The sequence below is a fragment of the Streptomyces sp. CG 926 genome (assembly GCF_003148825.1).
Taxonomy (GTDB): Bacteria; Actinomycetota; Actinomycetes; order Streptomycetales; family Streptomycetaceae; genus Streptomyces.
Genome location: NZ_QGGZ01000017.1, coordinates 116,026 through 138,182, shown reverse-complemented (window position 1 = coordinate 138,182; position 22,157 = coordinate 116,026). Strand labels below are relative to the sequence as shown.

At 73.2% G+C, this 22,157-nt stretch carries 21 protein-coding genes and 1 pseudogene; 10 read left to right on the top strand and 12 right to left on the bottom strand.

Going from position 1 to position 22,157, the window contains the following annotated elements:
- The first annotated feature begins 220 nt into the window (after nt 1–220).
- Both BCL76_RS34780 and BCL76_RS34775 read left to right on the top strand, forming a co-directional pair.
- Nucleotides 221–586, top strand: a complete 366-nt coding sequence (locus BCL76_RS34780; protein ID WP_109783374.1) for a hypothetical protein — start codon at nt 221–223, stop codon at nt 584–586.
- Nucleotides 567–1,022, top strand: coding sequence for a MerR family transcriptional regulator (locus BCL76_RS34775; protein WP_109783373.1), 456 nt, complete (start codon nt 567–569; stop codon nt 1,020–1,022). The genes BCL76_RS34780 and BCL76_RS34775 overlap by 20 nt, the downstream gene beginning before the upstream one ends.
- Here the strand turns inward: BCL76_RS34775 and nadE are convergent.
- Nucleotides 977–1,807 carry an ammonia-dependent NAD(+) synthetase gene (nadE, locus tag BCL76_RS34770; protein ID WP_109783372.1) on the bottom strand — a complete coding sequence of 277 codons (831 nt, stop codon included), beginning with the start codon at nt 1,805–1,807 and terminating at the stop codon, nt 977–979. The two genes, BCL76_RS34775 and nadE, sit on opposite strands and share 46 nt — an antisense overlap.
- Nucleotides 1,808–2,022: 215 nt before the next feature.
- On the opposite strand from nadE, the gene BCL76_RS34765 reads away from it, so the two are divergent.
- Together BCL76_RS34765 and BCL76_RS34760 are read left to right on the top strand one after the other, a co-directional pair.
- Nucleotides 2,023–6,855 carry a hypothetical protein gene (locus BCL76_RS34765; RefSeq protein ID WP_109783371.1) on the top strand — a complete coding sequence of 1,611 codons (4,833 nt, stop codon included), beginning with the start codon at nt 2,023–2,025 and terminating at the stop codon, nt 6,853–6,855.
- 71 nt (nt 6,856–6,926) lie between these two features.
- Nucleotides 6,927–7,667 (top strand): SAM-dependent methyltransferase, encoded by a 741-nt coding sequence (locus BCL76_RS34760; protein WP_109783370.1) that lies wholly within the window; start codon nt 6,927–6,929, stop codon nt 7,665–7,667.
- A gap of 197 nt (nt 7,668–7,864) precedes the next feature.
- Here BCL76_RS34760 and BCL76_RS34755 read toward each other — a convergent pair whose 3' ends face one another.
- A complete protein-coding gene (locus tag BCL76_RS34755) occupies nt 7,865–8,278 on the bottom strand; it encodes a nuclear transport factor 2 family protein (protein WP_109783369.1) in 414 nt (137 codons plus the stop codon).
- Nucleotides 8,279–8,364: 86 nt separating this feature from the next.
- Here BCL76_RS34755 and BCL76_RS34750 point away from each other — a divergent pair, with 86 nt between their 5' ends.
- Nucleotides 8,365–8,931, top strand: coding sequence for a PadR family transcriptional regulator (locus BCL76_RS34750; protein ID WP_109783368.1), 567 nt, complete (start codon nt 8,365–8,367; stop codon nt 8,929–8,931).
- Nucleotides 8,918–9,691, top strand: coding sequence for an SGNH/GDSL hydrolase family protein (locus tag BCL76_RS34745; RefSeq protein ID WP_109783367.1), 774 nt, complete (start codon nt 8,918–8,920; stop codon nt 9,689–9,691). Before BCL76_RS34750 ends, BCL76_RS34745 begins: the two co-directional genes overlap by 14 nt.
- A gap of 79 nt (nt 9,692–9,770) precedes the next feature.
- Here BCL76_RS34745 and BCL76_RS34740 read toward each other — a convergent pair whose 3' ends face one another.
- The 8 genes from BCL76_RS34740 to BCL76_RS34700 form a co-directional block, all read right to left on the bottom strand.
- Nucleotides 9,771–11,189, bottom strand: a complete 1,419-nt coding sequence (locus BCL76_RS34740; protein WP_109783366.1) for a sensor histidine kinase — start codon at nt 11,187–11,189, stop codon at nt 9,771–9,773.
- A complete protein-coding gene (locus BCL76_RS34735; protein WP_109783365.1) occupies nt 11,186–11,917 on the bottom strand; it encodes a response regulator transcription factor in 732 nt (243 codons plus the stop codon). The genes BCL76_RS34740 and BCL76_RS34735 overlap by 4 nt, the downstream gene beginning before the upstream one ends.
- 33 nt (nt 11,918–11,950) lie before the next feature.
- A complete protein-coding gene (locus tag BCL76_RS34730; RefSeq protein WP_146228490.1) occupies nt 11,951–12,541 on the bottom strand; it encodes a hypothetical protein in 591 nt (196 codons plus the stop codon).
- Between the two features lie 91 nt (nt 12,542–12,632).
- Nucleotides 12,633–13,409, bottom strand: a complete 777-nt coding sequence (locus BCL76_RS34725; protein WP_109783363.1) for a cytochrome c biogenesis CcdA family protein — start codon at nt 13,407–13,409, stop codon at nt 12,633–12,635.
- Nucleotides 13,406–14,053: a TlpA disulfide reductase family protein gene (locus tag BCL76_RS34720; protein ID WP_258310082.1), complete on the bottom strand. Its 648-nt coding sequence runs from the start codon at nt 14,051–14,053 to the stop codon at nt 13,406–13,408. Before BCL76_RS34720 ends, BCL76_RS34725 begins: the two co-directional genes overlap by 4 nt.
- Nucleotides 14,050–14,814 carry a thioredoxin family protein gene (locus tag BCL76_RS34715; protein ID WP_146228489.1) on the bottom strand — a complete coding sequence of 255 codons (765 nt, stop codon included), beginning with the start codon at nt 14,812–14,814 and terminating at the stop codon, nt 14,050–14,052. The genes BCL76_RS34720 and BCL76_RS34715 overlap by 4 nt, the downstream gene beginning before the upstream one ends.
- 396 nt (nt 14,815–15,210) lie before the next feature.
- On the bottom strand, nt 15,211–15,777 hold the full coding sequence (locus BCL76_RS40175) for a hypothetical protein (protein WP_258310081.1): 567 nt from the start codon (nt 15,775–15,777) through the stop codon (nt 15,211–15,213).
- Between the two features lie 261 nt (nt 15,778–16,038).
- Nucleotides 16,039–16,932 (bottom strand): CAP domain-containing protein, encoded by an 894-nt coding sequence (locus tag BCL76_RS34700; protein WP_109783360.1) that lies wholly within the window; start codon nt 16,930–16,932, stop codon nt 16,039–16,041.
- Between the two features lie 301 nt (nt 16,933–17,233).
- Here BCL76_RS34700 and BCL76_RS34695 point away from each other — a divergent pair, with 301 nt between their 5' ends.
- Complete coding sequence (locus BCL76_RS34695; RefSeq protein WP_109783359.1) at nt 17,234–17,944, top strand: hypothetical protein; 711 nt, start codon at nt 17,234–17,236, stop codon at nt 17,942–17,944.
- A 33-nt stretch (nt 17,945–17,977) separates the two neighbouring features.
- Here the strand turns inward: BCL76_RS34695 and BCL76_RS34690 are convergent, their stop codons facing one another.
- Nucleotides 17,978–18,460 (bottom strand): hypothetical protein, encoded by a 483-nt coding sequence (locus tag BCL76_RS34690; protein ID WP_109783358.1) that lies wholly within the window; start codon nt 18,458–18,460, stop codon nt 17,978–17,980.
- Between the two features lie 223 nt (nt 18,461–18,683).
- On the opposite strand from BCL76_RS34690, the pseudogene BCL76_RS34685 reads away from it, so the two are divergent.
- The 3 genes and pseudogenes from BCL76_RS34685 to BCL76_RS34670 form a co-directional block, all read left to right on the top strand.
- A pseudogene (locus BCL76_RS34685) lies at nt 18,684–19,388 on the top strand (NADPH-dependent F420 reductase); the annotation flags it as partial.
- 448 nt (nt 19,389–19,836) lie between these two features.
- Nucleotides 19,837–20,175, top strand: a complete 339-nt coding sequence (locus BCL76_RS34675) for a PadR family transcriptional regulator (protein ID WP_109783355.1) — start codon at nt 19,837–19,839, stop codon at nt 20,173–20,175.
- Nucleotides 20,172–21,065 (top strand): hypothetical protein, encoded by an 894-nt coding sequence (locus tag BCL76_RS34670; protein WP_109783354.1) that lies wholly within the window; start codon nt 20,172–20,174, stop codon nt 21,063–21,065. The genes BCL76_RS34675 and BCL76_RS34670 overlap by 4 nt, the downstream gene beginning before the upstream one ends.
- 33 nt (nt 21,066–21,098) lie before the next feature.
- Here BCL76_RS34670 and BCL76_RS34665 read toward each other — a convergent pair whose 3' ends face one another.
- A complete protein-coding gene (locus BCL76_RS34665; RefSeq protein WP_109783353.1) occupies nt 21,099–21,899 on the bottom strand; it encodes a class I SAM-dependent methyltransferase in 801 nt (266 codons plus the stop codon).
- Nucleotides 21,900–22,157 lie beyond the last annotated feature (258 nt).

Here is a 22,157-nt window from a genome sequence, read left to right as displayed (position 1 = left end):
TGCCGATCCACCCGAACGTCCCTCTCACGGACCCTCGATGAGTACCTGGAGTCGTGGCGAGGCCACGGCCTGGGCCGACGCCACGTCGTACGCCCTTGTCCAGCAATGCGGCAAGTGGACCGTCGGTCGGGCGCTCAGTGGGGTTGCAACCTGTACCGGGGTACGGGTTTACCGTCGGAGGTGTCCCTGCCATCGGGGACCGATGACGGGAGTGAGCGCGATGAGTGATCTTGCGTGGGTGCCGCGGTCCTGCACCCTGCCCACCGAGGAGCGGCCCCTGCGGGTCGCCGAGTGGGACGCGCTGTTCGCCGAGCGGCTGACCTCGCTGTCGAGGCCCCAGCCGCTCCACCTGCGCCTTGACCTGGCGGGCGGAGAAGGTGTGGAGGACAGGGTCCGTGACCTGGTGGAGCGTGAGAGCGGCTGCTGCTCCTTCTTCGCCTTCACCTTCACCTTCATCACCACCCCGGGCGAGGACCTGATCCGGCTGGACGTCTCGGTGGACCAGGCGCACGAGGCGGTCCTGGACAGCCTCGCCGCCCGGACCGCTGCCGCCGCGGAGGGTGGCGGTGAGCGCGGGTCTGCGTAGTGAGCAGGTCGCCGAGGTGGCCGGGGTGGAGGTCCAGACGCTGCGCCACTCCGAGCGGCGCGGCCTGCCGGCCGGCCGGCCCGGACGCGGCAACGGCGGCCACCGCCTCTACGGCGAGTACGCGGTGACCGCGCTGCGGGTGATCCAGGCCGCCCGGCGGCTCGGCTTCACGCCGGCGGAGGTCGCCGCGCTCCTGGAAGTCGGCCGCCACCGCCACGACCGTCCCGTCGCCGGGTTCCAGAGGCGTGCGGCGGCCGAGCTCGCCGGGGTGGGCGCGAAGATCGCCGATCTGACCACTATCCGCACCGCCCCCACCCCCGCCCCCGCTGTGGAGGCCGGCTGCGACGGCCGCCGCGGCGCACTCCCTGCTGCCAGGCTCCGGGCACTGGCTCAGGGGGCGATCGGCAGCTGTCGCTTGTGCTCGGTGAGGCGGTAACGGGCGACGATGGCTGCGAAGGCGGTCCCCTCGACGGGCTTGCCCTCCAGCAGGTCGTCGATGTCGTCGTAGGTGACACCGAGCGCGTCCTCGTCGGGCTTGCCCGGGTCGAGCGTCTCCAGGTCCGCGGTCGGGGTCTTGTGCACCAGTTCGGCCGGGGCGCCCAGCTCCTGCGCGAGGGCGCGTACCCGCCGCTTGGTGAGGCCGGTGAGCGGAACGACGTCGGCCGCGCCGTCACCGAACTTGGTGAAGAAGCCCGAGACGGCCTCGGCGGCGTGGTCGGTGCCGACCACCAGGCCGTCGTGCGCGCCCGCCACCGTGTACTGGGCGATCATGCGCTGCCGGGCCTTGATGTTGCCCTGCACGAAGTCCTGGTGGTGCGCGTCACGGAAGACCGTGCCGCCGGCCAGCGCCGCTTCCAGGGCGGCGTCGCTCGCGGACTTCACGTCCACGGTCAGGACCCGGTCGGCCCGGATGAAGTCCAGCGCCAGCTGCGCGTCCTTCTCGTCGGCCTGGGTCCCGTAGGGCAGACGCATCGCGAAGAACGTCGCTTCGTGTCCGGCGGCGCGGGCCCGCTCGACGGCGAGCTGGCAGAGCCGGCCGGCGGTCGTGGAGTCCACACCGCCGCTGATGCCCAGGACCAGTGCGCGCAGGCCCGTGGAGGTGAGCCGCTCGGCGAGGAAGGCCACTCGGCGCTCGATCTCCTGCCGTACGTCGAAGGACGCGCTCACCTGGAGATCGCGGGCGATCTCCTGCTGCAGGGATATGGACGCCAGGTCGGTCACGGTTGCTCCTCGCTCGGGCCCGTGCGCGGGTCGGCACGCGCCGCCCGGCCGGGGTCACAGTCACGTGTACGGGACGGAAGCACTCTAGAGGAAGGCCGGGCAGGCGCGGCGCGGCGGCCGTGGCCCGGCACCCTCCGCCCGCTGTCCCGGGCCCGGCCGAGCGGTGTCGGTGGCCCGGCCGGGCGGTGTCGGTGGCCCGTGCGACGATGCGAAGCATGATCGTCTCGCTCGATGCCCTCCTGCCCACCTCCGGTCTCCACGCGTCGACCACGTACGCCGACTGGGTCGCCGCCCACGACCCGGGTGCGGCCGGGGTCGCGCGGGACCTGGTCGAGGTGATGCACACCGAACTGGGTAGATCCTACGAGAAGCCCGGCCGGTTCGTCGACGCGATGACGGCTCGGGCACGGCGGTTGCCGCCGGCCCACCTGCCGTGGTTCTGGGACACGGTCGGCCATCGGCTGATCGGTCACGGCGGCCGGCCGGGCGGCCGGGCCTACGCGGCGGCGCGCGCGGCCGAGGTCGAGCACGGGTTGCCGGTGGATCCCGGCTACCGCCGGGCCAACGCCCTGCTGTTCGCGGCGGGCGGGGCCATGCCGGTCAAGGAGTTCGGGGCACACCAGCGCTTCCTCGCCGAGACGCTGGATCCGGCGGACGCGCACACGGCGCTGGAGGCGTTCCTGACCGCGTGGGCGAGCTCGCGGGCGGACCTGCCGGCCGATCTGGTACGGCGGATCCGGGCGTCGGCGAAGGCGGCCGGGCACGGGGACGGGGAGGCTGCTCGGCTGGTGGGCGCGATCCTGTCGGTCACCCGCGGGAAGTCGGTGCCCGAGGCGCTGCTGACCGCCGCGGAACTCCTCTTGACGGTCCATCCGCCGACGGACACCGTGCGGGCCGGACTGGTCGAGGTGTTTCCGACCGGGCCCACCGACGGCGGGGCCTGGCTGCGCATGCTGATCGGTTGCGGCGCGACGGAGGCGATGGAGGCCGGGCGGGTGGTGCCGCAGGGCGGACTGCCGCACTGGGTCGGGCAGTTCGTCCGCATGTACCAGTACGCGCTGCAGTCCGGTGGTGGGGTCTCCCGGCAGCCGCTGCCGGCGGAATTCCTCGACCTGATCGGCCGGTTGGGGCCGCGCCTGCGGACGGCGGGCACCCCGGTGGCGGTGCACACCACCCGTTACCACTACCAGGGCTTCGACGCGGACGTGCTGGACGCCTGCCTGGCGGCCGGGGCCACGGTGGTCGACCCCGGCCCGGAGACGCGGATGCACTTCTGGGGGGAACGGTCCCGGCGGGACCTGGTCGCGCTGGCCGCGGACCCGGCATTCGGTCCCCGGCTGGAGGGGACGGTGCATACCGATCTGCTCCCTGACCACTGGTCCGCGCGGGGGCGCCTCCCCGGGTCGGCGGTGACGTTGCTGCCCGGCAACGAGGGCATCGCCAACGAGGTCGCCGGGCGGGTCGGCAAGCTCGTGGACACCGTCCGGGGTGGCGGTATGGCGGGGGCCGAGGAGGCCGTGGCCGAGCTGGAGACCCTGCTCGACCGACCGACGGTGACGGCCCTGGGCGGGATCGTCGACGCCCTCGCCGGGGCGGGTACGGCGGGCACGCTGCGGCGCTCGCTGGCGGCCGGTCTGCCGGAGGAACTGGCCTGGCCAGCGCTGGAGTCGGTGTACGCGGGGTTCGCGGAGGCCGCCGAACCCACCACCGAACCCGCGGATGCGGCCCCCCTCACGGCGGACGCAATGAACGAGGCGGCCGGTGCGCTCGGAGTGGGCGGAGCGCGCGTGGCCGTGCGCCCGCCGCTGCCCGGCGTGGTCGGGGTGACCTGCACCTGGCCGGTACTGACGGTGTTCGGGCGCGACCGGGCGGTCGCCGTCGCCCCGGACGGGGAGCGGGGCTCCTGCCGGTTCACGGTTCCCGAGGGCGCGACCCTGTTCGCCGTGCACTATGTCGGCGGCTCCTTCCTGGTGAGCTGGAGCCTCAAGTCGAACCCGCCCTTCTGCGACACCGCCGTCTGGGCCGACCGTCCGGAGGAGCCGTTCGAGCCGCGGGAGGTGGGCGGGCTGGTGCCCTTCGGCGGCAGCCTGGACGGGGCGTACGGCTTCCAGTTCGAGAGCGCCGACGGGGGCGGGCGCCACAGCGGCCTGCGCGTGCTGCGTCCCGGTGACACCGAGGGCATCGACAGCGAGGAGCTGCTGCTCGGCGACGGCTCCCGGATCTGGACCAACCAGATCTACGGGCGGCAGCCGTGGGAGGTGGTCGACGCGGTCACCGGGGAGCGGCGCGGAGCCGTGCCGCTGCCGGACTTCCCCGGTCGGGCCCCGAGCGCCGATCCCGGAGCGGAGCCGTCCGAGGTCGGGATGAGCCTGGACTCGGAGGCGCTGCAGTTGGCGCCGCTGCCCGCCGGGTTGTCGGACTCCCCGCTGGGCAGCCGGGACGGGCTGGTCGGGACGCGGGTGCTGTTCCGTACCCGGCACCGCGACCACGCACCCGACCACTACCTCGTGGAGAGCGTGGACGGACGTACGGCGCACTTCGACATCGATCGGCCGGGGCAGGAGCCGTGGGGGCTGTGGGCCGCGCCGGAGGGTGCGGTGGAGGACGTGGTCCTCGCCGAGGCGCAGACCCGTACGGGCGTGCGCGCGTACACCGCCGACGGCATGCTGCTGTGGGAGCTGGAAGGTCACCACTCGCTCAAGCACCCGCATGGGAGGCCGCCCCGGAAGGCCACCGTCTCGGGGGGCGTGGCCCTGCCGCCCGCCTTCTGGTACCTGCTGCGCACGCGTGACGCGGCGGGGTCCCGGGCGCTGCGGAGCGTGCGAGGGCGGACGGCGGACACGCTGCTTTCGGCGGCCCTCGACGGTACGGAGGCGCTGCGTGCCGCCGTCGCGCGGGAGTTGCCGCAGGTCACCGACCCGGTGCTGATCGAGGCGGTCGTGGCGGTCGCCGGACGGGCCGGTCGGGTGGAGGAGCGGCGGCGGGCCCTGCACCGGCGCGTGTCCCTCCTCGCCGAGGCCGCGCCGGTCGTGCCGCGTCGGTCGGCGCGGGACACCGAACTGCTGCCCGCGCTGTTCGGGCTGATCACGGATGACGAGGCCGACGCGCACCGCCGGACCGCGGACCCGGCGCTGCCGGCGACGCTCGAGGCGCTGGCCGCCGACGGCGCCTGTCTGGCCGGGACGATCGTGGAGGAGGTACGTCGGCTCTCGCCTTCGGCGCCGCCGCGGGACTGGTCGCAGTTGCTGGGCTCGATCGACGCCGTGGCGTGGCGGGCGGCGGTGGCGCCGACCCCGGACGCGGACCGGGCCGCGCTGCTCGCGCTCCTCGACACCTGGGCCGACCAACCGTTCGCCCGTGCGGGCAGCCGCTGGTGGGTGGGTCACGCGACCGGCTCCGCCGCCCTGGAGGGGCTGCGGGCGGGCGGAACGATCGTGGTGTCCGCCCCGGTACGGCCCGGGGGTGCGGGGTGCTGGTTCGTGGCGCCCGCCGCCGAGGACCCGGGCCGTGACCCCGTACCGACGGCCGTCGCACAGGCGCGTCCGGTCCTGGTGCGACGGGACGACGCCGCCCGGCTCCGGGCCCTGGTCGCGGCGGTCGAGGAGCACGGGCCCGTCCCCGTGCCGGAGTCGGCGGCCGCGCGCTTCGCGGAACTGACCGGTGTCCGGCGGGCCGTGGCCCGGCTCGTCGTGGCCGGTCTGGTCGGCCGGGCCCACCGGAACGAGGACCGCGCCCTGGCGGGCAAGGCCCCCTACCGGGCGACCGAGATGACGGCCGTGGCGTACGAGGAGCTCCGCGCGCGGCTCGGGGGTGCGGGCCGGCGGGCCGTCCTGGCCGCGGCCCTGCCCGAGGACCCGGCCGAGCTGTGGCGGCCGGGCGGGGTCGACGCGGCCGCGGAGCGGATGGCCGGGGTGTGGCGGGAGCTGCTCGGGACGCTGCCCACCGTGCACGACGAGGCGGCGGACGCCCTGGAGACCGACCTGGGGCTGGGCGAGGTATGGGCCCGGCGGCTGGCGGGCGGCTGCACGGCCGCGGCGGACACGACCGTGGAGGCGGCCGGCTGGGAGCTGGCGGCGACCCCGTACGGGATCGGTGTGGAGGTCCGGGCCGTGCCCCCGGCCGGGCCCGAACTGCCGTACCGCACCCCGGTGGGCCTCGACCTCGCAGCGATCGCGAGCGCGCTGGTGTGGGCCTGGACGGACCGACCCGTCGGGGATCCCGCGGTGGCCGGCGCGATGGAGATGTACGAGCGGCTGCGCGCCGAACTCGCGCGTCCGGAGCTGCTGCTGGCGCTGCCCGGCGGCCGGGTCCAGGACACCTCGGCGCGGATCGCCGAGCGGTTCGGGCCCGGGCTGCTGCCGGTGGCGATGGACGACCGCAAGGAGGAAGGGCCGGTTCCGGTGACCGCGTACGACTCCGGTCCTCTCGTGGTGTGCGCGCCGGGCGGCGCCTCGTTCCTGCGGCCTGCCGCGGTCACCGACCCCGAGGTGTGGCGACGGGTCCGCGAGGTCACGGACCTCGCGGAGGAGTTGGACCGGGTGGCGCCGCTGTTGGTCGGCGGCGGGCTGGAGCGGATGATGCTCCGGGCCCGTTCGGGACCGGTGCCGGCCGGCGGGTACGAGGCGGATCCGCGGCAGTCCTGCCCGGAGCTGGTCACGCGGGTGGCGGCCGAGCTCCGTGTCGGCGCGGACGCGGCGGCGCTGTATCTCCAGGTGGCGGCGCTGGCCTCGCCCACCGACCGGAACGTACGCCGGTGGAACGGCTGGACCGCCAAGCGGCACAAGGAGGTCCGCGCGGAACTCCTCGCCACCGGCGCGGTCATGGAGGCCAAGCGGGCGCGGGCGGGTCGGACGGTGTTCCTGCCGGGGGAATGGACCGAGCTGAAGGCCCCGAACCTGCCGCTGGAGACGGTGAAACTGGCGAGCCACCGGGTGCGCCCGCTGTGGAGCAACGCGGTCCGCGCCCCCTTCGGCCAGGTGCTGCCGACGGCTCCCCTGCACGAGATGTTCGCGCAGGCCTGGCAGCGGAGGTCCGCCAACCGTTCGTGAATGTCCGGTACTCGGACGGAAGGAACGGAAAGAGAGGTGCGTTCTGTCGCCGGCGTTGGCAAGCTGCTCCGGTGAATCATGAACAGATCTCCGGGATCGCACACGCCGACCACCCCATAAAGGCCCCGCTCGACGACGCATCGGTGCGCCGACTGCTCGAACACGGCGCACCGCGTGACGGCGAGCGGGTGCTCGACCTGGGGTGCGGCACCGCGGAATGGCTTCTGCGGGCCCTGGCCACCCACCCCCGTCTGCACGCCGAGGGTGTGGACACCTCCGAGGTGTCCGTGGAGCAGGCCCGCCGTTCGGCGGGCCTGCTCGGCGTCGAGGATCGCCTCGTCGTACACCAGCTGAAGGCCTCGGAGTTCGTCTCCGAGCAGCCCTTCGACCTGGTGGTCAGCGTCGGGGCCACCCATGCCTTCGGCGGGCTGCTGCCGACCCTCGCGGCGGCGCGGGAGCACCTGGCTCCCGGCGGCCGCGTGCTGCTCGGCGAGTGCTTCTGGGACGGCCGGCCGTCCGCGGAGGCCGTCGAGATCTTCGGCGAGCTGCACGACCTCGCGACGACCGTGGACCTGGTCGTGGCCGACGGCTGGGCTCCCGTACACGCCCATGTCAGCACCCGCGCGGAGCTGGACGCCTACGAGTGGTCCTGCCTGGGCTCGCTGGCCTCCTGGGCCCTGGACCACCCCGCCGATCCGAACGCCGCCGAGATCCTGCGGACGGCTGACGAACGGCGCACGGAATGGCTGCGCGGCTACCGGGACAGCTTCGGCTTCGTCTCCCTGGTCCTGCGCCCGACCACTGACCGGTAGCTGCCCGGGCGAGCCCACCCACCGGGGGCAGGGAGCCTGAGGGCTCCCCCGGCCCGTCGCCGGCCCTGCCGATGGGCCTATGCGCCTATGTACCGATGTGACGACGAGGGGTGCGGGCGACCACGGCCGTCCGCACCCCGGCACTCCGCACCGGACCGCCCGGGAGGGTCCGGTCCCGCCCGGGGCGATCCGGCGCCCTACGCGAGGCCGTCGGCGACCAGGCCGGCGAGAACCGCCTGGCCCAGGGCCTGCACGGCGGACTGCGGCCGGACCATCACGGTGAACTCCTTGATGCGGCCCGCCTCGTCGAAGTGGAGCAGGTCGATCCCGTGGATCTCCCGGCCCTCCACGGCGGCTCGGAAGAGGAGCACCTCGGCCGGGGCCTGTGCGCCGTCGGCGCTGGTCTCGGCCGCGCCCTCGAAGTCGCCGATGTAGCGGAAGTCCTCGAAGACCTTCAGGAGGACCCCGAAGAGTCCCAGGACCATGGGCCGCCCCTCGAACGGCGTGAACTTCACCGGACTGTAGAACCGGACGTCCTCCGTGAACAGGTCCTCCAGCGCGGCGAGATCCCGCTTCTCCACGGCTGCGCGGAAGCGTTCGGCAGTCTCCATGACCCCTCCTGATACTCATGAATCTGACTAGTCACTTTCATGAGTATGATGCAGGGGTTGACGAGGAAGGGGAAGGGGCGACCGCGATGACCTTGCGACATGCCGTACTGGCGGCGCTGCTGGACGGCGAGTTCAGCGGCTACGAACTGGCGAAGTCCTTCGACATCGGCGTCGCGAACTTCTGGCACGCCCTGCCCCAGCAGCTGTACGCCGAGCTGGCCAAGCTGGAGAAGGAAGGGCTGGTGGCGGGCCGTGAAGTGGTCCAGGAGACCCGGCCCAACAAGCGCCTCTTCCAGGTCACCGAGGCCGGCCGCACCGAACTGGAGGAGTTCGCCGCGGCCCCCCTGAAGTCCTCCGTCATCCGTGACGACCTCCTCGTCAAGGTCCAGAGCGCCGACCGGATCGGCATCGAGCCGGTGATCGCGCAGCTCGAAGCACGCGCGGTGGCCGCCGACGCCAAGATCGAGTTGCTCGGCAGGGTGTTGCGCAAGATGCGCGGCGACATGGACGAGGACGAGTTCCTGCTCCACGGCGAACGGATCGGCGGCTACCTGACCGGTCTGCGCGGCCTCGCCTTCGAGCAGGGACACCGCGACTGGTGCCGCCGGAGCGCGGCGATCCTGAAGGAGAGGCTGACCCGTGCCGAACGGTGAGTACCTGCGCTACGTCGCCCTGGGCGACAGTCAGACCGAAGGCCTCGGCGACGGGGACGACACCGTGGGCCTGCGCGGCTTCGCCGACCGGCTCGCCGAACACCTCACCGCCGTCAACCCCGGCCTCCAGTACGCCAACCTGGCCGTTCGGGGACGTCTCGCCGGGCAGGTCCGCGCCGAGCAGTTGGGCCCCGCCCTGGCCCTGCGCCCCGACCTGGCCACCGTTGTCGCCGGGGTCAACGACATCCTGCGGCCCCGGTTCGACGCCGCCGAGGTCGCCGGGCACCTGGAGGAGATGTTCGCCGCGCTCACGGCCGCCGGGACCCGCGTGGCCACGGTGACCTTCCCCGACCTCAGCGTGCTCGTGCCCCTCGCCCGACCCGTCGCACCGCGCATAGCCGACCTCAACGACCGGATCCGCGCCGCGGCCGCCCGGCACGGCGTCGCCGTCGCCGAGACCGCCCGGCCGATCGCCGTGACCGACCCGCGGATGTGGACCACGGACCGCCTCCACGCCAGCCCCGTCGGCCACGAACGGATCGCCGCGGCCCTCGCCCACGCCGTCGGCCTGCCCGGCAGCGACGACACCTGGACGCACCCGCTGCCGCCACGGCCGACCGCACCCGGCGGCACGAACGTGGCGGCGGAACTGCGCTGGGCGGCCGCGTTCCTCGGCCCCTGGCTGGGCCGCCGCCTCCGCGGCCGCTCCTCCGGCGACGGCCGCACCGCGAAGCGCCCGGCCCTGCGGCCGCTGGCCTAGGGCAGGGCGTCCGGCGGCCGGCGCCGGGTGGATCTTCCGGCCTTCGCACGTGACCCGGCGGACCCGGACCCGGACGCGGTCAGCGCTTGCGCGGCCACCATCGCGCGCGCCTGCGTGAGCCGCGCGGGCCGCGCTCGGAGCGCAGGGAGGGAGCCAGGGCGAAGACCACGGTGAGGTGCGCGCCTCCCTGCGGGGCGTGCGCGATCCGCATCGAGCCGCCGGTGACGGCCGCGGCCCTGCGGGCGATGTCGAGGCCGAGCCCCGAGGAGCCCGTGCTGCTCCCGCGCGAGAGCGCCCGGTCCGGTTCCGGGATGCCCGGACCGGAATCCTCCACCACCAGCTCCACGGCCTGGGCGGTCCTGGCCACCCGGACCGCGAACGCGGTTCCGGGCGGGGTGTGACTGAAGACGTTGCCGATGAGCGCGTCGACCACCGCGGCGATGTCGTCGTCGCTGAGGCCGACGGCCGTGGGCTCCTGGGTGAGGTCGAGGGAGCAGGCGCGGTCCTGCTGCTCCGCCAGGACGGCCCAGAAGGCGGTCCGGCGCCGTACGACATCGGCGACCTCGGAGCGGGGGCAGTCGGACGGCCCCGCCGGCCCCGTCACGGTCGCCTGTCGGACCGTACTCGGCTCCGCGCTGCGCAGGCCGTGACCCATCGGGCCCACGGCGAGCGGGGTCCGCGCCGCGGTGATGATGGCCTGGAGCTCCGACTCCAGCGCGTGCACCGCCGCCTCGACCCTGGCCGACTCCGGCGTGCCCGCCATCCGCTCGGACGCCAGGTGCAGGGCGGTCAGCGGGGTGCGCAGCCGGTGGGACAGGTCGGCGACCAGTTCGCGCTCGATGGCGAGCAGTTCCGTCATACGGTGGGCCATGGCGTTGAAGGCGACGCCCGCGTCGCGCAGTTCCTTGGGGCCCATGGGCTCCACCCGGGTGTCCAGATTGCCCTGACCGAGGGTGTGCGAGGCCTGGGCGAGCTTCTTGGAGGACCGGACGACCTTGGCGCCGAGCCGGTCGGCGACCAGGACCGAGCCACCGACCAGGCCCACGGCGAGGAGCAGCATGACAGCCCAGGAGGCCTTGACCCCCCGGGTCAGTTCCTCGTCGGGGACGAAGTTCTCGATGACGGCGACCCGGTCGCCGGGGAGCACCACGGGCTGCAGGCAGATCCATCCGCCCGGGGTCTTCTGGGAGATGGACTCGCGTCCCTGCTGGGCGCGTTCGAGCAGTTTCACGGGGGCCTGGGAGTCGCCGAGGCTCTGGGCGTCGGGGAGGTGGACGACCAGGTGTTCGGCCGAGTCGAGTCCGGCGGCGGATTCCCGTAGCGCGGACGGATCCGTGGTGAGCGTGAGGACGGGCGCGAGGGCTGCGGCGCGCTGCTCGGCCGCGGTGACGCTTTGCTCCTTGACCAGCGACATCACCAGCGCGCCCAGGGGTATGAGGAAGGAGAGGGCGACCATGGACGTCACGGCGAGCGCGACTCCCGCCAGTGAGCGCCTCACCGCGGGGCCACGAGTTTGATGCCGACGCCTCGGACCGTCAGCAGGTAGCGCGGGGCGGCCGCGCGTTCGCCGAGCTTGCGGCGCAGGGACGACAGGTGCACATCGACGGTCTGGTCGTCGACGTACGGCTCGCGCCAGACCTCGGTCAGCAGCCGGCGTTTGGAGACGACCTGGCCGGTGTGGTGGGCGAGGAAGGCCAAGAGGTCGAACTCCCGCCGGGTGAGGTGGAGCTCCCGGCCGGCCAGGTACGCGGTACGCGCACCGGGGTCCACCGCCAGCTCGCCCACGGTGGTGGCGCCCATCGGGTCGGCGGCCGGTGCCGGCCGTGCGCCCTGCGCGCCGTGAGCGGTGCCGGCGGAGGGCACGTGGCCGGCGCGCCGTAGGACGGCGGAGAGGCGGGCGATGAGCTGTCCTCCGGAGAAGGGCTTGACCAGGTAGTCGTCGGCGCCCGCGTTGAGGAGCTTGATGATTTCCGTCTCGTCGTCGCGGGCGGTCGCCACCAGGACGGGGACGGACGATATGCCCCGGATCATGCGCAGTGCGTCTCCCCCGTCCAGATCGGGCAGGCCGAGGTCGAGGACCACCGCGTCGACGGGCGTCTGGGTGACCTCGCGCAGGGCGCCGAAGCCGTCGCCCACGCTGCGTACGGCATACCCGTGCTCCGCCAGGACCTCGATGAGTGACTGGCGGATGCTGGGGTCGTCTTCCACGACCAGGACGCTGGGCATGGGCACACCTTAGGGGTTGGGTCGGCTCGCCTCTCAGGTGGTGTCGAACGTGGGGCCCTCGTCGGTGAGGCGCAGGTGTACGGGGTGGTCGGCGACCGGAATGGTGCAGCCCTCCTTCGCACTGCAGCTCGCGTATCCGAGCAGCACCGTCGCGTCCCCGTTCCCGTCGGCGCGGACGGGCAGGGTGGTGGTGACGGGGCCGTCCGGGTAGACCGGCATCGGGGCGTCGACGCCGGGGACGCTGATGGACCGTACGTCGGCGGCGGCCGTCAGCTTCCCGTCGGACTTCAGGACACCGGTGACGCCCACCGCGGTCGGCCGGCCCACGCCTTCGATGCCGGTGAGCGGCAAGTCCGTGCTGTACAGGTGGAAGCCCTTCTTCTCGGGCGTGAAGACGGCGGTCAGCGTGCCCTTCGAGGCCTTCCAGCCGGCCACGGACAGGGTGACGGTGACTCCGTTCTCGGTGAAGCTCGTCGTGGGCGACGGCGCCGGTGCCTGCACCGCGGCGCCTGCCGGGGCCTCCTCGGCGGACCCGTCACCGCAGGCCGTGAGCGCGGCCAACGACAGGAGGGCGACCACGGTCCGGGCCGTCCGGGTTCGCCTGATGCGCGGGGAAAGATTCATCTGTATTTCTGCGTCCCTTGTGTCTCTGATGTCTCTGATGTCTTTGGTTTCTCTGATGTGGGAAAAAGATCGAACCGGTACGGGCACCCGCTCACACGGCGGTGGTGAAGTCCGCGCTCCACAACTGCAGCCGGTACACCAGGTCGTTCCACAGACCGGTGGCCAGCAGTACGCCGACGAGTACGAGCATCCCGCCGCCGATCCGCAGGACCCACGGGTAATGGCGTTTGACCAGGCCGAAGGCGCCCAGGGCCCGCCGGAAGGCCAGTGCGGCCAGGACGAACGGCAGCCCGAGGCCGAGACAGTACGCCGCCATCAGCAGCGCCCCTCGGCCCGCGCCGGCCTCGCTCCACGCCAGCGCCTGTACGGCGGCCAGGGTCGGGCCGATGCAGGGCGTCCAGCCGACCGCGAACACCGCGCCCAGCACCGGGGCTCCGGCCAGCCCGAGGGTGGGGCGGCGGTGGCTGCGGAACTCGCGTTGGGTGAATCCCGGCAGGAAGCCCATGAAGGACAGCCCCATCAGCACGGTGAAGACACCGAGCACCCGGGTGATCACCTCCTGGTGGGCCAGCAGGGTGCGGCCGAAGTACCCGAACAGGGCGCCTCCGGAGACGAGGACCGCGGTGAAGCCGAGGACGAAGAGCAGCGCGCCGGCCACCATCCGGCTGCGCCGCCCTCCGCGGGCCTCCGCCAGGTCGGAGACCGACAGGCTGGTCACGTAGCTGAGGTAGCCCGGTACGAGCGGCAGCACGCACGGCGAGAGGAAGGAGACGAGCCCCGCGAGGAACGCCACCGGAGCGGCGAGGGCCAGTGTCCCGTGGAGCAGGGCGGGGGTGTCCGCGGCGGCGAGCACCAGGCTCGTCGTCATGGCGCCTCCTCCAGCACGCGGGCGAGCAGGGGGTCGAGTTCGTCCTCGGTGACCGCGCCGCCGATGCTGACGGCGATGCGTCCGCGGCGGTCGATCACGAGCGTCGAGGGGATCGTCTGCGGGTTGAGGAGGGCGGGGGGAAAGCGGAGCAACAGCTTTCCGGTGGGGTCGTGGAGGCTGGGGAAGCCGAGGCCGTGGGCGCGTACGAAGGACCGGGCCGCCTCGCGGTCCGGGTCGCGGGTGTTGATCCCGAGGAATCGGACGCCTCGGTCCCGGGTGCGCCGTTCGATCCGCGCCAGGTCGTCGGCCTCCGCCCGGCAGGGGCCGCACCAGGACCCCCAGACGTTGACCACGAGGACCTGCCCCCGGAAGTCGTCGAGGCCGACCGGCTTCCCGTCGAGGTCCTCGCCCCTCGACGCGGGCGCGGCGGGCCGGTGGGCGGGGGCGATGACCGTGGCCTCGGCCGCCGACCTGACCACCGCGGCGGCCGTGTGCGCCGGTCCGGCCGCTGCCTCCGCGCGGCTACCGTCGGCGGCGACCGAGCCGACGGCGGCGAAGACACAGCCGGCCGCGGCCGCCACGAGGGCGGCTCCGGCCAGGGCCGCCGTACGCACCTGGGCCCGGCGCGGGCCGACTGGTCTCACGCGGCCCACTTGCGCAGGAAGGCGTTGATCCCCTCCGCCGTCAGGGACGGGTTGCCGGTGGTGTGGGTGTCGGTACGGACCTTGCCGGACGAGTTGACGACGACCAGCACGGGCATCGTGTAGGTGCCGCCCGAGGGGCTGTACTTGCGCAGGAGGGCGGAGTTGGCGGAGCTGTTGCCGCCGATGTCGATCTTGACCAGGTGGTAGGAGGCTCCGAGGATCGCGGCCGTCTGCGGCTGGGCGAACACCTTGTCGGCGGCCTTGCAGTTGCCGCACCAGTTGGCGCCGAAGTCGAGCAGCACCATCCTGCCGTCGGCCTTGGCTGCGGCCAGTGCGGCCTCGATCTGCTTCTGCCCGTCGGCCGAGCTGTCGTAGCCGGGACCGGGGACCCGGGCCGGGGCGGCGGGCGCCGCGGACGTACGGGCGGGCTTGGGGGCGGTCGAAGCACTCTTGGACCGGGCGGGCGTCGGCGAGGCGGAGGCCTGCGCGGTGGCGGACGCCGACGGCGAGGCCGACGCGCTCGGGGAGGCCTCGGTGGACGCGGAGGCCGCCAGCGAGGCGGAGTCGAGGGCGGTCGCGGATTGCGCGAGCGTGGTCGGCGTGGCGGAGCCGGCGCTTTCGGAGGACGGCCCGCAGGCGGCGCACAGTCCTGCCGCGACCACGGCGGCGGCGACGAGCGGGAGCCGAGCACCCCGGGGCGCGGCGGAGCGGGGCTGCGCGGCGTTGCCGCTACGGACGGGTCGGAGTATGCGAGAAGTCATGGCGAAGACACCCCAAGGCGCGCTGAGAACTACGGGAAGGGCGAGAAGCCTCCCGACTCGGTGAAGCCGGTGGTCCCAGGGTTCGCCGGGGCGGTGTGCCCGGGCGCCGAGGGCCGATCGGCTGACGTGAGCATAGGACCGCGGCAGGCCCTGCGAACCGCCTGCGCGCGATCTTGAGGTTCCCCTAAGGAACAGCTCACCTTCCGCTTCGTCGGGACCGGTCCGATGAGCGCATACGGGAAGGCAATTCCCGCGAAAGGGACCAGAGGGACCGAGCGGTGCGGACCGGCCGAAGCGGTCACGCCGAAGCGGTCATGCCCAAGCCGTCACGCCCAAGCCGTCACGCCCAAGCCGTCATGCCCAAGCGGTCACGCCCAAGCGGCCATGCGTCCGCCGTCAGAACGACGTCTCGCGGACGCTGGCCTTGGCCACGGGGTCGATGGTGGCGGTGACGACCGACCGGTGGTCGGAGCCGCTGAACGTGACCGTCAGGGTGTCGTCGTCGGTCTGCGAGGTGGTGGCCTTGAAGCCGCGGCTCGGGACCGCGGAGATCAGGCACACGCCGCGGCTCCCGTACCGCACCGTGACCTTGCCGCCCTGCGAGGGGACGGTGTGCAGGCCCGGTCCGCCGTTCCCGCAGTCGACGCCCGGTTTGGGTGCGGTGGTCCGGGCGACCGGCGAGGGCTTCGCGGACGGGGAGGACGGAGCCGAGGGGGTCGGGGCCTCGGTCACGGTCGGCGAGGGGCTCGGGGACGCGGAGGCGGTCGGGGACGGCGGGCCGGGCGAGGGGTCCTGTACCGGCAACCACGCCGGCGGCGAGTCGAAGACCATGGGCGCGGACCGGGCCACCGGGGGCGTATGCCGGGTGGAGCCGACCACGAACTGGACCGTGGCGAGCACGGCCGTCACGCTGGTGGCCGTGCACGACAGCCATATGAACAGGTAGCGCGGAAATCGAGGCACGGCCCCATAGTGGCCGACGGACCGGGCCGCGCGTCACCACCTCCCCCGCACAGCGGATGGGAGCACCGCCGCCCTACGGCGCCACGCGCGGGAACACGGACGTCCTCCGACCCGGGTACGGGTCGGAGGACGTGTGCGGCCGGGCAGCCGGGCAAGGGGGGAGGTGGCCGGTGCCGCAGGGCCGTTGGGGGGTGGCTGGTCGAAGGTACGAGGTCGGCGGGTGAGGGGGTGGCGGGCGAGGGGGTGGCGGGTGAGGAGGTCCTACTTCGACGTTCCGAAGTCCTGCGTCCACCACGGGCCGCCGTCGCCCTTGTGCACGCCTATGCCGATCTCCCGGAAGGAGCAGTTGAGGATGTTGGCCCGGTGGCCCGAGCTGTTCATCCACGCCTTCATGACCGAGTCGGCGTCCGACTGGCCGCGGGCTATGTTCTCGCCGAGGCGGGACCACCCGTAGCCGGCGGCCTCCACGCGGGAGGTCATCGTGGACCCGTCGGGTCCGGTGTGGGACATGACACCACTGCGGGCCATGGTGTCGCTGTACGCGCGCGCCGCGGCGGCCAGCTTGGCGTTCACGGTCAGGGGGCCGCAGCCGGCCGCCGACCGCTCCTTGTTGACCAGGGCGAGGACCGCGGACTCTTCGCCGGAGGAGCTGCCGGAACCGCCCGACGAGCCGCCGGAGGATCCGCCGGACGAGCCCCCCGACCCGCCGGACCCACCGGATCCGCCCGAGGTGCCGGAACCGCCGCCCGTGCTCCCGCCGGACGTACGCGGGGGCTTGCCGGCCGGGGTGGACTTGGCCGGAGTGTTCTCCTCCGCCGCGGGCTTCGCCGGCGCCGCGGACTGCGTACCTTCGGCGGCCGGGGTCTCGGGCGGCAGCGAGCCCGTGGCGGCCGCGGCATCGGCGGTGACCTCGGGGAGCGGAGCGGTGGGGCTCGCCGTCCCGGCCGTGTCCGCGGGGGTCGGCGTCCCGGACTTCGCCCCGCCGGCGCCGTCGGCCCGCTGGTCCACCTGCGTACCGCCGCCGGAATCGGCCACGGCGACGCCGACCGCCACCGCCGCGGCCGCCGCGGTCAGGGACAGGACGATGCGGGTACGCATCGCCTTCTTCCGCCGTGCTTCGACGCGGGACGGGGTTGCGGGAGTTCGGCTGCTCATGCCTGTCAGCACCTCACAGAGGGAAGGGGGTGGGGTGCGACCGAGCCTAGGGTTGTGATCAGTGAAATCCGCCCGCAGGAGGGGCACTTCACGTTCCCTTAAGGAAGCCCGCAGGATCGGCTCAGGGGACGACTGGGGGCATCCGCCGCCATTCGGGCGATACGGAGCGGCGGATGTCGGCCGGCTCGGCGCCGACTCCGGGACCCGTACCGCGCGATCGGGGTGCCGCCACGGGCGGGCGGCCGCGCACCGGCGGCGTGTGATCATGTCCGTCGACAGATCCGCACCTCATGGGGGGACCATGCGCACCCGCACCACCACCGCCACGAACGGTCTCGTGACCGCGCTCGCAGCGCTGCTCGTCCTCACCGGCTGCACCGCCTCGGGAGACGGCCGGCCCGCGGCGTCGAGCTCCGTGGCGTCCGTGCCCGCGCAGAGCGGCGGCGGGTCCGGCTTCGAAGGACCCCGGCCGCAGGACCAGAACCTGCTGGCCTGGACCGGGGACCCCAACGACGCGGGGCACGTCACCGCCCAGTCGGCGGCCGGTGTCGGTGGCCGGGTCACCCTGGTACGGATCGTGCTGCGCGAACAGATCACCTGGTCGAACGTGTGGCTGGGCCTTGCCGGCATCGACCCGAGCGCCCAGCTCGCCAACTGCTACCTGGGCGTGTACGACGCCAAGGGCGCCCTCGTCGCGACCACCCCGGACATCTCCCCCCAGTTGATGACCGACGCGATCGCCAAGCCGTTCGCCCTCGGCAAGCCGTTCACCGCCGCTCCCGGCACCTACTTCATCGCGCTGCTGCTCAACGGGACTTGGGCGACCAACGGCCTCACCCTGAAGTCCACCGGCGCCGGCATCTCGGTCAACGCGGGTCTGACACCGCCGAACCTGCGGTACAGCAACCTGCTGACGGGTCAGACCTCGCTGCCGCCCACGGTGAACCTCGCCGAGCAGTCCACGAGCACCATCAACACCGGCTGGGCCAGCCAGTGGTACGCGATCTCCTGACCCGCGGCGCCTCCCCCACGCGACACCGCGGGGTCAGTCCCGGATGGAGACGATCTTGCGGGTGGCCAGGTCGGCCTGGACGAAGATCTTCGTGGTGTCTCCGCCGCCCCAGGTCAGGGTGACCGTGGCACCGGTCCGGCCCGTTCCGCTGCCGGTGGAGGTGACCTTCCATTGCAGCGGCACGTTCTGCGCGCGGAGCACGCCGTCGGCGTGGTGCGTCTCCTCCCACTTCCTCAACTCCGCCTGGAGCGGCGCCGAGAGGTAGAAGGCACGCAGGCGGTCCGCGGTCGCCCCGTCGCCGTCGTACACCGCGTCGATGTAGGAACCGTAGAAGTCGGCGATCCGGGTGAAGGCGCCTTCCGGGCTGCCCGAGACGGCGGGCGCCGCCGCGACGACCTGGGCCGGCGTCCCCCCTTCCGAGCCGTTCGCCGAGGCGGTGGTGACGAGAGCGAGGGTGAGTACGGCGGTGGCCGCGAGGGTGAGGGAGGCGGTTCGCCTGGCCGAGAACTTGGACATCTGCTGAGCCTTTCCCCGAGCTGAGTGGCTGCACCTGACCACGCCGTCCTGCGGCCGTCCGGTTCGCGGAATACGAGAAATGGCCGAAAGGTCACGCATCCGGCCGTATCGGGCCGGTCAGGGCCCGTACGCGTAGTGGCCGGCCCTCGTACGGCGGCGCGATCGCATCGCTCGACCGGGGGACGATCGCCATGGGGCGGAATGACGTGCCCGGGGCGGAGGTTGGTCGGGACGCGACACTGAACCCGGACGCACTGGAGAGCTCATGAAGATCGGCATCATCGGCGCGGGCAACATCGGCGGCAACCTGACCCGTCGGCTCACGGCCCTCGGGCACGAGGTCTCCGTGGCGAACTCGCGTGGCCCCGAGACCCTGACCGCGCTGGCCGAGGAGACCGGCGCCACCCCTGTCACCGTGGCGCAAGCGGCGCACGACGCCGAGATCGTCGTGGTCACGATCCCGTTCAAGAAGGTGCCGGACCTGCCGGCGGGCCTCTTCGACGAGGCCGCCGAGGGCTTCGCGGTCATCGACACCGGCAACTACTACCCGCGCCAGCGCGACGGCCGCATCGCCGGCGTCGAGGACGAGGGGCTCACCGAGAGCCGCTGGACCGAGCGGCACCTCGGACACCCCGTCATCAAGGCCTTCAACGGCACCTACGCCCAGGACATCCTCGACCGGCACCGCCCGGCGGGCGCCGCGGACCGGATGGCGCTGCCCGTCGCGGGCGACGACGCCGTGGCGAAGAAGACCGTACGCGCCCTGATCGAGGAACTCGGCTTCGACAGCGTCGACGCCGGCGGCCTCGACGAGTCCTGGCGCCAGCAGCCGGACACCCCTGTCTACGGGCTGCGGGAGGGTGTCGACGCGGTCACCAAGGCTCTCGCCGAGGCCTCCCCGACCCGCCCGGAGACCTTCCGCGGCTGACCGCGGACGCAGGCACGGACGCGGACGCGGGCTCCGGCTCTCGGGGCCCGCGCCGTTCCCGGTGGATCACCTCGCCTACCGGGGGGGCGGCGGCAAGGTGGCGGCACGCAGCAAGGAGTCACCGTCACCTGGCCGAAGTTCCTCGGCGCGCACTCCTACGACATCGAGTGGCGCGACACCACCGGCGACACCGGCGACCGGAGGTCCGAATGGTCCCGGCCCGTCAGCGGTACGGCGCACCCCACCACCGCCGCGCCGCCGGACACCGTGACCGCGACGCCCGGCGCGGGCGCGATCGACGTGAGCCGGACCCCGGTCACCGGCCCCATCACCCGCGATGCCCTGTGGATGTACGCCCCGTCCGCCCGCATGGCAGGCCTCACCCCCGGACATCACTCCTGCGACCCCACCGGGCGGCATATGTCGGTGGGTGACCTACCATGCGGACATGAGTGATCGTGCGATGCAGGAACCGACCCTCCTCCTCCTGACCGCGCTCGCGGACGAGCCCCGCCACGGGTACGCGATCGCGCGCGAGGTGGAGCTGATCTCGGGCGGACGCGTCAAGATGCGGACCGGCACCCTGTACGGGGCCTTGGAGCGGCTGCTGGGTCAGGGGCTGATCGAGGTCCACGAGGAGCAGATCGTCGACAGTCGACTGCGCCGTACCTACCGCCTCACCGTCGAGGGCCGGGAGAGCCTGGCCGCCGAGGCGCAGCGGATCGCCGCCACCGCACGCGAGGCGACGCGTCGGCTGGGCGTCTCCGGCCAGGCGGCCACGGCATGAGCCTTCGTCTGCTGCGCCTGTATCCCGCCGGTTTCCGCCGCGCCTTCGGCGACGAGGTGGCCGAGGCCTATCGGGAGGCGACCGAGGGCGCCGGCCCGATCACCCGCGTGCGGGAGGCCGCGGACATCGTGGCGCACGCGCTCCGGCTCCGCCTGAGGGTGGGTTCGGCGCAGCGCGGCGGGCGCCTCTTCGCGGCGACGGCACCTTTCGCGCTGGCCGCGACGGGTGCGCATGCGGCCTTCCTGCTCGCCTCCACGATCAACTTCGCGTATGTCACCGGTCGCCCGGACTTCGAGACTCCGCTCGGGTACGCGATGAACGGCTTCTCCGTAGTGACCCTCATCGGCGCCATGCTGGCGCTGGGCGGGCGTTTCTCCGTCGGCGCGCGGACCGCGTTCGCCGGCGTCGCGGGGAACACGGTGTGCCTGGTCATCGCCGTCCTGCCGGGCGCCTTGGACATGCCGCTGGAGCATCTGGCCTACCTGGCACCGCCCTTGGTGATCGCCGCGCTCCCGCTGCTCTGTCCGCCGGACCTGCACCCGCCCCGCCGGATCAGGACCACGACGGGGCTGGTGGCGCTGATGCTCTGGGCCCCGCTGTCCGTGGTGCTCCTGGGCCTGCTCGACGCCGGCGGGGTCGGCATGATCCTGCTGTGGCGCTTCGCCGTGACCGTGACCGCCGCCCTCGCCCTGGCGGGCCGTCCCGCGCTGTCCGGCATACGCACGTCCGGTCGGTTCGCCCTGGCCGTGGCGCCGTTCCTCGTCCTCGGCCACTTCGCGGGTGTGGTGGGCGAGGACACCGCGCTGCCGTGCCTGGCCCTGCTCGCGGTGACGGGCCTGGCCGTGCGCCTGTGGCGGCGTAGGCACTCGGACCCGGCGGGCCACGCCTGAGCCGACGGCGACCGTGACAGTGGCCCAGGAGGGTCAGACCTCGGCGTCGACGTCGGATCCGGCGACGCTGACACGGATCTTGGACTGACCGTGGCCCAACTCCTCCCAGTCCTCCATGAAGCGTGCGGACAGCCCGTGTCCGGCGGCGAGGTCGACGAGGGTCTGGGTGCGGTAGTAGAAGTCCTCGCGCAGTACCTGGTGTTCGGCGCCGGTGGTGCGGTCGAAGGTGAAGTCGAAGTGCCCTCCGGGCGCCAGGACCCGGCCCACGTGGGCGAAGCACTCGTCGATGACGTCGATCGGAGAGTGCGAGAAGACGCTGTGGGCGTGGACGACGTCGAAGTAGCCGTCGGGCAGGAAGTCCAGGGTCAGGTTCTTGGTGAGGGTCAGGTGCGGGATCTTGGCCTGGAGCCCCCGCTCGGTCAGGGTCCGCTTCGCCGCGATGAGGATGTCGGGCGAGATGTCGATGCCGTAGTAGTGGCCCGCGTCGAGGTAGTCGATGAATCGCCAGCCGGCGCGGAGGTTGCCGCAGCCGATGTCGAGCATGCGGGCTCCGGGCTTCAGGCCGTGCCCGAGCAGGTAGTCGAACTGCATCTGCCCGAGTGCGAGCCAGCGTTCGTGGGTCTGGCTGCCGACCGCGGCCTCGGGGTTGCGGCGGGTGTCCGAGGCCATCACGGCCCGGTAGTAGCTGACGTGGTCGGGGTGCTTGAAGGCCAGCCACCGGTCGCGGGCGGCCCGCTTCAGGTACGGGGCGATGCGGTGCGGACGGCTCGCGGCGTAGCGGACCTTGTGGACGAGGGATTCCCGGTTCGCGGTGAGGTTCTTCCTGGTGGCCATGAGCACTCCGTCTCCATCGCAACGTCAATCCCCGACGGCAGGCAGGAGCGACTGCCGCCGGGAAGGATCTTCGGATCCCACCATACGTCGGTGAACGACATATACAAATCACTGGACTGTCCTGATCGGCGGAGAGCACGGCACGGCGCGCACGGACAGTTCGCGAATATGGCTGTTTGCGGCGATATTGCCCAGATTGCCACTCGATGTCCGAGCGGTCCACCCAACGCGCCCAGGGGCGTGATGCCCCGTCAGCCA

Bases quoted from the DNA above. Each gene is read 5' to 3' on its own strand.
- BCL76_RS34730 (WP_146228490.1), bottom strand. From the start codon at position 12,541: ATGAATCTTTCCCCGCGCATCAGGCGAACCCGGACGGCCCGGACCGTG.
- BCL76_RS34750 (WP_109783368.1), top strand. From the start codon at position 8,365: ATGACCTTGCGACATGCCGTACTGGCGGCGCTGCTGGACGGCGAGTTC.
- BCL76_RS34755 (WP_109783369.1), bottom strand. From the start codon at position 8,278: ATGGAGACTGCCGAACGCTTCCGCGCAGCCGTGGAGAAGCGGGATCTC.
- BCL76_RS34700 (WP_109783360.1), bottom strand. From the start codon at position 16,932: ATGAGCAGCCGAACTCCCGCAACCCCGTCCCGCGTCGAAGCACGGCGG.
- BCL76_RS34670 (WP_109783354.1), top strand. From the start codon at position 20,172: ATGAGCCTTCGTCTGCTGCGCCTGTATCCCGCCGGTTTCCGCCGCGCC.
- BCL76_RS34690 (WP_109783358.1), bottom strand. From the start codon at position 18,460: ATGTCCAAGTTCTCGGCCAGGCGAACCGCCTCCCTCACCCTCGCGGCC.
- BCL76_RS34735 (WP_109783365.1), bottom strand. From the start codon at position 11,917: ATGCCCAGCGTCCTGGTCGTGGAAGACGACCCCAGCATCCGCCAGTCA.
- BCL76_RS34765 (WP_109783371.1), top strand. From the start codon at position 2,023: ATGATCGTCTCGCTCGATGCCCTCCTGCCCACCTCCGGTCTCCACGCG.
- BCL76_RS34665 (WP_109783353.1), bottom strand. From the start codon at position 21,899: ATGGCCACCAGGAAGAACCTCACCGCGAACCGGGAATCCCTCGTCCAC.
- BCL76_RS34780 (WP_109783374.1), top strand. From the start codon at position 221: ATGAGTGATCTTGCGTGGGTGCCGCGGTCCTGCACCCTGCCCACCGAG.
- BCL76_RS34675 (WP_109783355.1), top strand. From the start codon at position 19,837: ATGAGTGATCGTGCGATGCAGGAACCGACCCTCCTCCTCCTGACCGCG.
- BCL76_RS34715 (WP_146228489.1), bottom strand. From the start codon at position 14,814: ATGACTTCTCGCATACTCCGACCCGTCCGTAGCGGCAACGCCGCGCAG.
- BCL76_RS34725 (WP_109783363.1), bottom strand. From the start codon at position 13,409: ATGACGACGAGCCTGGTGCTCGCCGCCGCGGACACCCCCGCCCTGCTC.
- BCL76_RS34695 (WP_109783359.1), top strand. From the start codon at position 17,234: ATGCGCACCCGCACCACCACCGCCACGAACGGTCTCGTGACCGCGCTC.